Below are 13,341 nucleotides of genomic sequence, written 5' to 3' on the forward strand. Positions count from 1 at the left end.
ATAAAAAGAGGAAGTAAAATTTTTACTTCCTATAGTAATTCAATATTATCCCTATTTTTTACATTCCTCATTGCATTTTTAGTGTCAAATATTTCCTGTGCATGTTGCTGAACAAGATCGTAATCTACAATAGTGTGTGCAGCAGTAACGATAACCAAGTCAACACTTTCTATTAGCTCGACGGTTAATTCTGATTCTCCCTTTTTCACCTTACCATGTTCATGATACTCAGGAACATAAGGATCAAAATAGATAACCTCTGCACCTTCTTTTTCAAGCTCCTCAATCACTCTTAAAGCTGGACTTTCTCTATAATCATCAATATCTTGTTTATATGCTACACCTAACACTAAAACTTTTGATCCATTCATAGCCTTTTTATGTCTATTTAAAATCTTACTAGCTCTTTCAACACAATATTCCGGCATACGGTCATTTACCATCATTGAAGATTCAATCATTGAAGTATGGAAGCCATATTCACGTGCCTTCCAAGATAGATAATACGGGTCTAGAGGAATGCAGTGTCCCCCTAACCCAGGACCAGGATAAAAAGCTTGGAACCCATAAGGCTTTGATTTTGCAGCATCTACTACTTCCCAAAAGTTAATGCCCATCTTATTACATAAAATAGCAAGTTCGTTAACGAGACCGATGTTTACATTTCTATAAGTGTTTTCAAGAATTTTCTCCATCTCAGCAATTGCCGGAGAAGAAACACGATGGATTGGTGCTTCTAATATACTTTCATATAGAGCAGCTGCAACATCGGTACATTCTGGAGTAATTCCTCCAACCACCTTTGGTGTATTTTTCGTCTTATAAACCAAATTACCAGGATCTACACGTTCGGGAGAAAAAGCAAGATAGAAGTCTTCCCCACATTTTAACCCTGATGTTTCGAGAATTGGCTTTAAAAGTTCTTCCGTTGTTCCAGGATAAGTAGTTGATTCTAAAACAATTAGCATATCTTTATGCATATATGGGACAATGTTTTCTGCAGAGGTTTTTACATAACTAATATCTGGCTGTTGGTGCTCATCGAGTGGTGTTGGAACACAAATACATACACAATCTGCATTGGCAACCTGAGCAAAGTCAGTTGTAGCAGAAAGAAGTCCTGATTCGACTATTTCTTGAAGATCTTCATTAACTACATCACCGATATAATTCTTTCCTGAGTTAACCATTTCAACTTTAGATTCTTGTACGTCAAAACCAATGGTTTTAAATCCAGCTTTAGCTTTTTCTACCGCTAAAGGTAAGCCTACATATCCTAAACCAACAACTCCAAGTATTGCAGTTTTATTTAATAATATTTCTTTTAGTTTATTTGTTAAAGTATAAGTGGTAGCCATTATTTAATTTTCTCCTTTTTCATTACTTGACAGATTTGTTTTAATTTGCATCTTCAAATAACAGTGGTGTGGATACTGCAGACATTATCATTATCTAGAGACTGTTCTTAGGATTGTATTAATTTGAATACTTCATTCATTCTGTGTAATATCGTACATGTAGTCTTTATGAAAATGGATATAAATTGTATTGTTATAATCCACCAGTAATTGCTGTAAAGTAAGGAATAAATAGAACCCAAACGATTTAATGAGTGTTTTCCCCTTAAAATTTTCATATGCGAACTTACCAAATCATATAAAAATTCTCTTTATTAGTATCTATAAAGGTAAATATAATAACGCAAAATCAATTAGTTATGAGGAATTTCGTAATTTACTTGGCAGTTAGAACTAATAACAACTACATTTTATTTAATGACTTCATCATAAATTCCAAGCGTTCTTTTTCTTTATACTCATTAAAAATATGTCTCACATCATTTTCCTTTATTATTGTATTTCGCGAGCTTTCTATGAATTCTTTTATTTCCTTTATATTATTTTTAACATTGTTTTCTTCATTTGGGAGATGCATTAAAAATTCGGTATTTTTATTTAAAAAATCACTATCTTGATAACCAACAATCGTCGGTAGCCCGTACTTAAGATATTCTCTCGTTTTGAGAGGACAAGCTTCCATCATTTTTTTTCTATGAAGTGCCAGAGTTCCAATTGAAACGTCACATTGATTTAAAATTCCCAAATATTCTACCTCATTGAGGTATCCATATTGTTTTAAATTAACAGGCGAATTTTTTAATTCCTGAGTACCAATAATGTGAAAATCAATATCTGGTAGGTTTTCAGCTAAAAACTTTATTTTATCTAACCCATGCCATGATTGGTTGGGGGAGCCTAAAAAAAGGACTTGAAATCTTTTATTAGATTGTCTCGTTACTTGCTTACCAATATAAGAACCATTTATACCATTTGATATAGTAATTACATTGGAACTGTATTGCATCCATTTTTTTCTCAGTTCATGAGTAACACATACAAAACCGGTTGCTTTTTTAAATAATAATTCACGAGTAAATTTGTGAAACATTCTTATAACCAAAGGAAATGTAAGTTTAGTTTCTTCGATATCATCAGTATTGATTTCTATTATTCCAGGAAAAACTTTTAACATTTTTGAAAAGGTCCGACTATATAAGTACCTTCGAAAATAGATGATTTCTGGAGACCATTCTTGAATTACAGAAAAATATTTTAAATTTAGTACAAAATCAACTCTATTTTGATATCGGACTATTTGATAATCTAATTTAGTAAACAAAGGATTCAAAGATTTGTTTGAAAAGTAAAATAATCTAACTTGATGTCCTTCTGATATCCAAAACTTTATTTGATTATAAATCTTTTTTGAAACGCCATGCTCCTTTTCAAGACTTTCAGCAACTACATATGCAATTCTCATTAATACTCCTCTTCCATCTTTATTTATAGATTCCTTGAAGCACAAATTCTAATAAAAACTCTACTTACATTAATTGATAACTATCGAGTAATCATGACTTGAAGAAGCCATTTTTATTTTCTCACCTTGATTTGAGATCTCAATATATTTTCATATACTGGTTGGAATGACTTCCATGCGGGGATATTAAAACTAGAATTATGCCATAAATACACGAAATTCCCATTGTATTTTTTTGTTTTTTCAATCAAGGCCTTTGTTTTCTCCTCCATATATTGAGGTGCGACTGTCTGATAAGCAGTAAAACTAGCTTCCATAACAATAAGCGGATACTCTTTCAATGAAAGCTGTTTTCTACTCAAAAAATCAAATACTGGAAACTCATAACACGTGCCACAGCGAAAACCTTCTTTATCCGCATAACATAAGGTGCAGTCCATTTCCATTTCTTCTTCGTTCCAAATATTCCAGGTTATCGGGGCTTCAAAACGTAAAAAGTGTTGCCTTCCCTCTTTTACTGTGACATTAGCTGTTTCTTCTAATAGTACTTTTTCTTTCTTCCACTGAATTGGATCATTATAGGCATTAAAGCTCGGATGAAATCCTATAATATGACCTCTTTCCTTCACCTTATTAAGTATATTCAAAGCAGCTGACTCATTTATTTTGAAATAATTATCGAATTTTGTCACACCGCCACTCATAAAATAAAATCGTGACTTAATATTTGCAGCTTCCGACAAATCCATAATGTAATCAAACGAATCAAACGGATCTTTTCTCTTTCCTATTTTCACCTGCAAGAGTTCAAGTAAATGCTCAAAAAATACATAAATACTTTTTCTCTTTATGAGATCTCCTCCAAGTATTCGTACATTAGTTTTAAGGTTTTTCCAATAAGTAATAATGTCAACATCATGTGTAACAATAAACTCAAATTTACGCAGTTTTCGTTTTTGCTCTACGCCTAAATAAGTAAGCATATTCCAAAGCATTTCAACATATTCGTTAACAATAGGACGTTCCAGAAAGCCATTTTTAAATGCCACACTTGCAACAGCTGGAAAACGATTATATATATCTCGCTCTTTATTTACATATTCCTCCCAACGAGTCAGCATAAAAAATGAAGAGGCAAAAATATCAATTCCACAGATAATTTGATTTTTAGTTACTTCTAGTTGATCGGTTCCGTATAGAATTGGAATATCCTTCTCAATTATAAATGGATTAGTAATAAAATTTACATACGAAGGTATATTTTTAATATCTAAATACATGTTGCTATCTTGATTATTAAAAAATGAATCTACTATTATTAAAGTTGTATTATTTTCTAAAATAATTTTATAATTTTCGCCCTCATACTCAAATAACTTATACTCTATTCCTAAAAATTCACTAAATAAAACTTCAATGATATAAGTCCGCTCGTCTATAAAATTTCTTGGATGATAGATTGTAATCATTTCAAAACCTCATTTATTACACCACGTATTTTTAATAATTTGGAATATGTTTTTGTAATTTTAAAATAAGGTTTTTGAACTGCACCAAACTTTCTAAACGATCTTTCGACGGTTTCAATCATACTACCTTCAAAATCAAATTTTCTAGTTTTATCAGCTATATATTTTATTATTTCTAATATCAACAATGTTGCTGAGCCACTATTTCTATAATCCGGATCAATAGTACTTATCAAATCATAAGCACTTTGTCCATCCCAAATAACAAACAAGGCACTATGAAGATGTCCATGATTATCTTTTGCCCAAATAATCCTTCCAGCTTTTCTCGAGTAAACACTATTATAAATTCTCTCAAAAACATCAAAAGGATATGAAATCTTTTGTCCTTGTTTAGATAATGTTAATTTATGATTTTCATAAAACTCCCTCGCTGATAAATCAAAACCGACTTTTACCTGTTTTAAAGCTTTTTTAATGTCTTTTTTCTTTGATCTATCAAATTCCCTATATACCTTGTCCAAATCTGTCAAGTCCTCAATAACATAAGTATATCTTGTTGTTTGACTAAAACCTCTCCAGTAAAACGGTAACCAATTTGTGAAAGAGTAATGAAAGTTTTGTGAAAAATAGTCTACCTTAGGTAAATTATCAATAATCTTATTAAATATTTCTTTTTCAAATGATAGCCTATCCATATATTTTTGGCCCAAAGGATATCTTATCCAAATACCTGCTGTTTGAGTTAACATTGGCATAGAAATATATTTAATAAATGGCTTTTTCTTTATCATATATGGAAGACTAGCGATAATTTCATTGTTTTCCTCAACCAAAGCAACATCCCAATGTTCTTCTCCTACAACTGCATCTAGCCACCAATCTTGCGAAAAAATAGGGATTGTTGATTCAACTCGGCAAAATTCTCTATATTTATCTTTGTTTTTCAAAAAAGATCAACACCTTTTATATCTTTTTTAATATTAACTACACATCCCAATAATGCAATAACAGTAATAGATTCAATCGGCTTATACCCTGCCTTTATTACGCCTCTTATAGATGGAATGTTTTTCCTATTTACACAAATTAACACTTTTTTATTCGAATATTCTTTTGCAATTTCACTAATAACATGAGAATACACATTATTACCTCTTGCAGAAGGCGAAGTTTCACAATAATGTATATATACTTCATTTTTATTCAGTTTTCTCTTTAACAATGGATGCATGTATATAATCGTTCCTTCCTGGGTTACTACCCAAGTACGATGTATACATTGTGAATTGAGGTAACCTAAATAACCTATATCACCTTTCTCTAAAAAACCTTTAAACGTTGATAAATACTTATCTTCTTGAAAGTTCAAAATATCATTTATATTTTCGTAGGTTGCTTTTTTTATTACTGCAGGAGAAACAATTTCTTTGACTTGATCCATCATAAAAAGGATAACTGTTTCTCTGACAAAAAGTCTTGTAAGTATTAGTTTAATTATTTTTTTTAGAAGACTCATTTAATCACCTTTAAACTTGGATACTATTTTTCTATAGAAACCCCGTGAATAGCAAACGTAAAAGTCATAATTCCATTTATAATATACATAATGCTATAAGCAATAGAGAACAACAATATACTAATTTCAATTGAATTAAAAATTATATAACCTATAACTAAACCAGTTGTTGTAAATACAAAAAGTCCAATTTGCCATATTAAGTCTAGTTTTTGTTTTTCCATTATCATAAACAGACTACTTAACGGACTTGTTATAAATTGAAAAAATAACATCGGCATCATTAAACGTGCATAATCGCCTGCAACTCTCCACTCTTCTCCAAATATAAAAGAAAATAACCAAGGACTAATAATATATAGAAGTACAAAAGGAACAGATGCCAAGAAAAATAGGCTACAGAATGTTTTAATATATATATTTTTGCAATTACCCTTTGCAATTATTTCCTCAACTGCCTTTTGTCTAAATACATCTGAAATAGAACTTCCAATTAGTGTTAATGGCATTCTGAGTATTCTTTGAGTTAAGGAAAAATACCCTACACTAACCGAACTAAAAAAGTTTGTAAAAAGTATAGTTGATAAATTACTAGAGCTTATATTTAGAGTATGAGCAAAGGTTAGATATCTCGGAAAATTACTATACCTTTTCGCTTGTATAATCATCTCTTCCTTAGATACTTGTTTTACAATATCCTTTTCTAGTTTCGCAATTTTTTTAATTATTATACCCAATGAAATCAATTGACCCACAATTGTTCCAAATATCAACCCTACGCCATTCGTTGTATATCCAAGAGAAAGATTCGAACCTCCAATCCATACTTGTTGTGTTACTTTATTTGTTGACATATATTTATACATTTTTCGTCGATTTAACCAATAGTATATAATCTGATATGCACCAAGTAACATTATTGAAAATGGCAAGAAATAAATCCAAACTCCTAATTCATCCAACCCAAAAATACTTTTAAACTGTTCTTCACCAATTAGGAAAACTACTAATAAACATAAAGATATGCTTATATTGAGAAAAAATGCTAGACCCGAGATATTAATTGCCTCACTGTCCTTCTGAGGTAAAATTATTGCTAATTCATATCTCCCTGTTGAAATTACTGATAAGATTGAAACTATAGCTGTATAAAGTGCAAAAACTCCAAATTCCTCTGGTCCATATAATCTAGTTAATATGGGAGATATTGCAATCGGTATCAGCTGTGCCATTGAAGTACCAGTAAATAACGTTAAAACATTTCTACTAAACTCACCCTTAAAATATTTTTTTATCATAGATATTCTTCTCTCAAAAGTTGTTATTTAATTCGAAATTTCTTTTTTAGTATTGCTAGCATCTAATATTATCTCAACACTCAACCCATTTATTTATCATCTTAAAATCTAACACTATGATTCTTGTAATGACTGGATTTTGCTCTCTCAATTATACTCCTTAATAAAAATAATGTTTTTCTCTCGTTTTCTTTGTTTCTCTCAGTTTTTTTAAGATTATAACAAACAGTACAATCGTTGTTTTGCAGAGTTTAATTGGTATCCATGAGTAGGAGAACATAGTTAAATAAGCCCTCTGTTTATATTTACAGAAAAGGAGAAGCTCGAATCACTATTGGATCTTACATTGATCATTGCAGCACATCCTCCCATTTCTCCGACGTATTGATAATTCTATGTGCATTAAGCGGGGACGACGATGCTTTCTCACGTTTTTTTGCCTATTACATAAATACTTGCATACTGATCCAAGCTTCTGATTTAATTGCTTAACCTTTATTCATAGATCTACTGTGATTACTCTTTACAAGAATGCTCATTACCTATGAGAATATATAGGTTATAAAGGTCTTAAAAATTATTCTTCTTAGTTGCAAATTTAAAAACAAAATGCGAAATATCCCTTTATCAATTTTCAGGACAAAACTCAAGTTTATTTTCTTGTTACTTTAAATTAGGATAGGAATTAATTAACAACACAAATCAATTATAGACTACCTCCTATTCAAAGGGGTTTGATCCTACGGAGATCAGCTAGAGTTTCTAACGTTAATTTTGTTCATCAGGAAATAAAGCCCTCTTGAGAATCTGTAAGGAATCTACTACTTCCCAAGTTCCGAAATCACTTAAATATTGTGGAAAGGAACGATCAATCCAATGATGAACTCGATTCTGAATAGCTTTTATAGAATTCATCCATCTCAAACTGTGTACGTTAATTCATAATTAAAAGAACTTGTAATACTCGAAAATCAATCATATTATTTTATTAAGCAAAATCTAATACAAGTTTATTTTCTTTACATTATTATTTCTTGTAGTAATGTTATTCGCTCCTAATAACGAAACAAATATCTTAATACACAATAAAAATAATAATGAAGAAATGACCCTAGTATTTACTACGTATGCTGAAAAAAAACTTCCTGTTAAACTCTCGGTTAAATTATTTAAAATAAACACATAACAACCTATTGATAATGGACTTTTACGGTGCGTTACAAGTAACCGATAAAAAATAGAATAAACAAATGCAACCCAAATTGGACTAAATAATACACCTATTAAACCGAAATTTGCATAAGCATCGCCTATAAAAAAAGTATTTGCTACATTAACCCAACCCTCTTGAACTCCCACAGGTTCAATATAAGTTGCTGCAATACGAGCAGTTTCTATAAAAGGAAGCCCAATATACGAAAATAATGATATACTTTTTCCTAATAAAAATTCATACAGATCAGGGAATATCTCAAAGTATGCTGGTAACGATTGTATTTGCCCAATAAAAATTCTACCTAACGGCCCACCATAAAAATTCAAAATTATATCAGTTATTCCAAAGCCTGCTCTAGCATATTGAACTGTGTACATGTATAGAGGAATTGGTGCTATTATTAAAATAATCTTAAACAGTTTTTTATAAGGAATTTTTCCATTCATTGAAGTAATGATAAATACATAAGGTAAAAAATACCATGCTAGTCCAGACTTTGACATATTTGCTCCACTTATGAATAATGCACACATACAAAGAATGGTAAAAATAATCTTCCAATGCTTTTGTTTAGTAAATTTATAATAAGCAAAAGCAATATAAGAAGCTAATGGTATAATGGATTCTCCAATTACGTTTTTAATTAATTTAGAACCTTCGAATGCACGATCATATGCAACTCTTGCATTTAAAACCCTATCTATCCTCCCTGTTAAATACATAAATAATGGAGCATTATAGTAACATAAATATACAACTACAAATATTGATATAATTGACATACAATAGAAAAATATTTTTATTCGACTATCTGAGTCTTTATAAGAATATTCCACCTTTTTATTAAGAAACAACTTAAAATATTTATTAATTTTTAGACCGATAATATTATTAAAAAATATTATTGCAACTGGGAACATAAGCATTGTATAGTACACAGACCATAATGAAAATAGATATGATTGTTCATTCTGAACAAAATTAGTTATGATATCTGCTCTTACTCCTACAACCATTAAATTAGCTCCAACTAATGATAAAACGATTAATTGCCATAACCATAGGTGTGTATGAGGCATATACTTATTTATTCTCATTTCCCCAAAGGCAATTATAAATAATTTCTTTGAAATAAATATTACAATTAAAGAGGTAAAAATGTGAATTAATGCCATAGGTTTACCTTTCTTATTTATTCATACTTTAATTTACCAATAAATAAAAACTTAAATAAAACTATATTGTGATCATATGTTCTCACAATAAATTTTTCTCATTTTCTCTTTTATTACTTTTTTATCATATTTTAGAACTTCTTCACTGTTTCTTCTTCCCATTGATTTTCGTAACTCATTATTTTCTAGTAATCTTTTTATATAAAATTGAAATCCATCAATATCTATTGGATTAAGTAAATATCCACCCTCTCCATTATCTAAAAGATCTATATTTCCTCTAATTTCCGAACATATTATAGGTAACCCAACTGACATAGCTTCCATTACAGATACAGGTAAGCCTTCTTGAAATGAAGGAAATAAAAATACATCAGATGCAATACATATTTCAGGTATATCATTTCTATATCCTAGAAACCTTACCCTATTTTCAATACCTAGGGTTTTAGTAAGGTTCATTAAATAATCCTCTAATTGACCTCTACCACATATTAAATAAATAAAATTTTGATTTTCTAAATTTGCAAGGGCTTTTAAGGCAGTCTCATGATTTTTTCTCTTTATCATTTCACCTATAGAAAGTAATACTACTGTGTTTTTTGGTATACCTAATTGTTCCCGTTTTGCTTCCCTATCGATAGAAACATTTCTAAATTTATTTGTATCAACACCAATTCCTGGTACATATACGACTCTTTTTGCTTTAAATTTCTTAGCTCTTTCATAGTCCTCTTTATTAATAGTAATAAGAACATCAGTATAACTAGATAACAACTTTTCAACTGGATAGTAAATCAACCAATTAATTTTTGATGCCCCTTTATAAAAATGAAATCCATGCGCAGTATATATTACAGATGATATTCCGGTAGCTTTAGCAGCCAGCCTTGCCAGCACTCCTCCCATTGGTGAATGACAATGAATTGCATCAAAATTCTCCGATTTCATTATTTCTTTAAGTTGCTTATATGCACGTATATTCTTTAATGAAAATGGCGAACGCTCTATATCAAAATGGTGTCTTATTATATCTAAAGTATCTAACCTTTCATTTGCATCACTATAATTCGCAGCAGCATGGACTTCGTAACCTAAGGATTTCATAACTTCTATATTCCCCTGTTCAAACAAATAAAACTGCCTACTTACAGTTGAAACAATTAGAATTTTCTTCATTAAAATCTCCTTACCTTACTTTGAGTAATAATTATATTAATTTTAATTCCATAAATGATAAATTTGATGACAACCTACCTGTTTACAGCCAACTTTATGATAAAAGTTGATCGCCCCTAAATTTCTGACCTGTGTACCTACTTTAATTTCTTTAAAACCATTATGATATGCTATATATTCAACTGTTTTAAATAAGCTACTACCAATGCCACCTTGAATCTCTTTTTGAGACACAGCTATCAGTTCAATTACGCATGCATTATCTTGATAAGAATATAATAAGAAACCACTTATATCTTCATTTACATTCTTGGATAGAGCAAAAAACTTATCTGGCTTATCAAATGCATTAATAAGCCATTGCCGATAAACTTCTCCTCCACCACGCTTAGCTAAATCAGGATCCTCTGTAAACTTTGAAAACTGAAAATCTTCAATATCAATGATTTCTTCATTTCTCTCTAGTGCTTTGTGGATTGTTACATTATTTTCTGGTTTTTCCCCTAAACCTACTAGTTTTTTCTCAAATTGTATATTCACATCTGCTAAAAATGCTGATGTATCTTTTCCAACTAACTGTGCATTAATAGGCTCAGAGTTTTCATTCATGATTGATATAAATTGATAATCATTGAATCTAGTCTTTAGTTTATCCCATTCATTTAATGTAAGAGGTCTATGCAGTATAACTTTAGCACTTGTAACACCAAAAAAGTCTGTATCCCAAGTTAAATCATTGAAGGTCACAGCATTATCTAGACTTTTCATAATAATTTCACCCCTTACATTTCTACACCTGAATTTTTGTTTGACCTAGTACTCTTTTCTGTTGCATATACATCTTCACGCTTCAACACGGATATTGCTGTTTTGAAGAATATCTTAATGTCCAGCCACCATGAAAGGTACTCGATATAGTAAATATCATTTTGAATTCTTTCTTTCCAAGGTATAGTATTTCTGAAATATGCTTGGTTATATCCAGTAACACCCGGCCTAATTTCAAGTTTCCGTTTTTCATTTCCTTCATACATTTCAAGATGTTCTGGTAAATCTGGTCTAGGTCCAATAATACTCATATCACCTTTAATAATGTTTAAAAGCTGAGGTGTTTCATCAAGGCTAGTTTTACGAATAAATTTTCCGATATTTGTTAGCCTTGGATCATCTTCTGCATTAAAGGTTGATCCATCTTCATTTCTTAAGTCGGGAGCATTCATCTTCATCGAACGGAATTTATACATCTTGAATACTTTTCCATTCTTACCTAAACGTGGGGCATTATAAAAAATTGAACCTTTATCTTGAACATAAATAATTGGACCGATAATGATCAATATTAGTAGCCAAAAAGGTAGGGCAATTATTGCTAGTATTAAATCAAATACTCTTTTAAAAAAATTCTTATACATTCCTTCATCCCACCTAAAACTTATCACTTAAAACTTCATTTAATACCTTTTTATAACTCTCAATCACGTACTGCACATCATCATCACTCAACAAAGTATGAAGCGGAAGTGTAATCTCATTCTTATAAACATCAAAAGCATTAGGATAATCCTTAATGTCAAACCCCAAATTCTTATAAGCTGTAAACATAGGTAGTGGCTTATAATGAACATTACATGCAATTCCAGCTTCAGCCATTTTAACAATTATTTCATTTCTCTCTACTTCACTAACCCCAGGTATCCTAGTTATATAAAGATGACCTGAAGAAGCAAAGTCGTCACCATAATGCTGCAAGCTTTGAATACCCAATGGTAAAAGGGCTTTATCATACAGATCAATAATATCTTTACGTCTTACTAATAGACCTTCATATCTATTTAATTGCATTAAGCCAAATCCAGCCATAATATCGGTCATATTACACTTATAAGCAGGATAGACAATGTCATACTCCCATGCACCCTTTTGCGTTTTCGCAAGTGCATCTTTAGATTGACCATGAAGGCTGTATAGCATGAATTGCTTGTATAACCATTCATCATCTAATCCTAGATTATCATTCCAAACAACTGCACCGCCTTCAGCCGTTGTCAGATTCTTTACTGCATGGAAAGAGTAGCAAGTAAAGTCCGCAACCTGTCCACATTTCATACCTTTTCTTTCAGCTCCAAAAGCATGAGCGGCGTCAGTCATTACAATCACTCTATTAAATGACTTCTGTACTTCATTGTTAGCTTTAAAAAGTTCTTTCCTCATTTCTATAGCTTCAAATATCGCTTCATAATTACACATCTTCCCTGCAATATCAACAGGAATAATTACTTTTGTCTTCTCTGTAATTGCATTGGCAAGTTTTGAGTAGTCCATCTCAAAAGAATCTGTGGCCGTATCAATTAATACAATTTTTGCACCTACATGATCAATAATAGAAGCAGTTGCCGTATAAGTATACGCTGATGTAATTACCTCATCACCAGGTCCTACTCCTAAAATACGAAGAGTAAGTTCCATAGCCGCTGTTGCGGAGTTTAAACAAACTGCTTTGTTTGTACCGACATACTCTGCTATTCTTTTTTCAAACTCCTTTGTTCTAGGTCCAGTAGTTATCCAACCTGACTTCATAGCTTTTATAACTTCTTCAATCTCCGCATCTGTAATATCTGGTGGAGAGAATGGTATATTTCTTACTTTCAAATCAATCATTTAAATT

At 30.8% G+C, this 13,341-nt stretch carries 11 protein-coding genes; all 11 read right to left on the reverse strand.

Features of this window, described 5'->3' with window-relative positions; genetic code table 11:
- Window positions 1–29 precede the first annotated feature (29 nt).
- On the reverse strand, window positions 30–1,358 hold the full coding sequence (locus R4Z09_RS26235) for a nucleotide sugar dehydrogenase (protein ID WP_338449633.1): 1,329 nt from the start codon (window positions 1,356–1,358) through the stop codon (window positions 30–32).
- A 403-nt stretch (window positions 1,359–1,761) separates the two neighbouring features.
- Window positions 1,762–2,820: a hypothetical protein gene (locus R4Z09_RS26240; RefSeq protein WP_338449634.1), complete on the reverse strand. Its 1,059-nt coding sequence runs from the start codon at window positions 2,818–2,820 to the stop codon at window positions 1,762–1,764.
- Between the two features lie 113 nt (window positions 2,821–2,933).
- Complete coding sequence (locus R4Z09_RS26245) at window positions 2,934–4,289, reverse strand: polysaccharide deacetylase family protein (protein ID WP_338449635.1); 1,356 nt, start codon at window positions 4,287–4,289, stop codon at window positions 2,934–2,936.
- Window positions 4,286–5,239, reverse strand: a complete 954-nt coding sequence (locus R4Z09_RS26250) for a GNAT family N-acetyltransferase (RefSeq protein ID WP_338449636.1) — start codon at window positions 5,237–5,239, stop codon at window positions 4,286–4,288. The genes R4Z09_RS26245 and R4Z09_RS26250 overlap by 4 nt, the downstream gene beginning before the upstream one ends.
- Window positions 5,236–5,808, reverse strand: coding sequence for a hypothetical protein (locus tag R4Z09_RS26255; protein WP_338449637.1), 573 nt, complete (start codon window positions 5,806–5,808; stop codon window positions 5,236–5,238). The genes R4Z09_RS26250 and R4Z09_RS26255 overlap by 4 nt, the downstream gene beginning before the upstream one ends.
- A 23-nt stretch (window positions 5,809–5,831) precedes the next feature.
- Window positions 5,832–7,106 carry an oligosaccharide flippase family protein gene (locus tag R4Z09_RS26260; protein ID WP_338449638.1) on the reverse strand — a complete coding sequence of 425 codons (1,275 nt, stop codon included), beginning with the start codon at window positions 7,104–7,106 and terminating at the stop codon, window positions 5,832–5,834.
- 999 nt (window positions 7,107–8,105) lie between these two features.
- Window positions 8,106–9,497: an O-antigen polymerase gene (locus tag R4Z09_RS26265; RefSeq protein ID WP_338449639.1), complete on the reverse strand. Its 1,392-nt coding sequence runs from the start codon at window positions 9,495–9,497 to the stop codon at window positions 8,106–8,108.
- Window positions 9,498–9,569: 72 nt separating this feature from the next.
- Window positions 9,570–10,676, reverse strand: coding sequence for a glycosyltransferase family 4 protein (locus R4Z09_RS26270; protein WP_338449640.1), 1,107 nt, complete (start codon window positions 10,674–10,676; stop codon window positions 9,570–9,572).
- A 42-nt stretch (window positions 10,677–10,718) separates the two neighbouring features.
- The gene (locus R4Z09_RS26275) at window positions 10,719–11,444 is read right to left on the reverse strand and encodes a GNAT family N-acetyltransferase (RefSeq protein WP_338449641.1); all 726 of its coding nucleotides are present in this window, start codon (window positions 11,442–11,444) and stop codon (window positions 10,719–10,721) included.
- Window positions 11,445–11,458: 14 nt separating this feature from the next.
- Window positions 11,459–12,088: a sugar transferase gene (locus R4Z09_RS26280; protein ID WP_338449642.1), complete on the reverse strand. Its 630-nt coding sequence runs from the start codon at window positions 12,086–12,088 to the stop codon at window positions 11,459–11,461.
- A 13-nt stretch (window positions 12,089–12,101) separates the two neighbouring features.
- Complete coding sequence (locus R4Z09_RS26285; protein WP_338449643.1) at window positions 12,102–13,334, reverse strand: DegT/DnrJ/EryC1/StrS family aminotransferase; 1,233 nt, start codon at window positions 13,332–13,334, stop codon at window positions 12,102–12,104.
- Window positions 13,335–13,341 lie beyond the last annotated feature (7 nt).

It is taken from the genome of Niallia oryzisoli, from assembly GCF_036670025.1.
Classification (GTDB): Bacteria; Bacillota; Bacilli; order Bacillales; family Cytobacillaceae; genus Bacillus_BD; species Bacillus_BD oryzisoli.

Bases quoted from the DNA above. Each gene is read 5' to 3' on its own strand.
- R4Z09_RS26285 (WP_338449643.1), bottom strand. From the start codon at position 13,334: ATGATTGATTTGAAAGTAAGAAATATACCATTCTCTCCACCAGATATT.
- R4Z09_RS26255 (WP_338449637.1), bottom strand. From the start codon at position 5,808: ATGAGTCTTCTAAAAAAAATAATTAAACTAATACTTACAAGACTTTTT.
- R4Z09_RS26245 (WP_338449635.1), bottom strand. From the start codon at position 4,289: ATGATTACAATCTATCATCCAAGAAATTTTATAGACGAGCGGACTTAT.
- R4Z09_RS26260 (WP_338449638.1), bottom strand. From the start codon at position 7,106: ATGATAAAAAAATATTTTAAGGGTGAGTTTAGTAGAAATGTTTTAACG.
- R4Z09_RS26265 (WP_338449639.1), bottom strand. From the start codon at position 9,497: ATGGCATTAATTCACATTTTTACCTCTTTAATTGTAATATTTATTTCA.
- R4Z09_RS26235 (WP_338449633.1), bottom strand. From the start codon at position 1,358: ATGGCTACCACTTATACTTTAACAAATAAACTAAAAGAAATATTATTA.
- R4Z09_RS26240 (WP_338449634.1), bottom strand. From the start codon at position 2,820: ATGAGAATTGCATATGTAGTTGCTGAAAGTCTTGAAAAGGAGCATGGC.
- R4Z09_RS26280 (WP_338449642.1), bottom strand. From the start codon at position 12,088: ATGTATAAGAATTTTTTTAAAAGAGTATTTGATTTAATACTAGCAATA.
- R4Z09_RS26270 (WP_338449640.1), bottom strand. From the start codon at position 10,676: ATGAAGAAAATTCTAATTGTTTCAACTGTAAGTAGGCAGTTTTATTTG.
- R4Z09_RS26275 (WP_338449641.1), bottom strand. From the start codon at position 11,444: ATGAAAAGTCTAGATAATGCTGTGACCTTCAATGATTTAACTTGGGAT.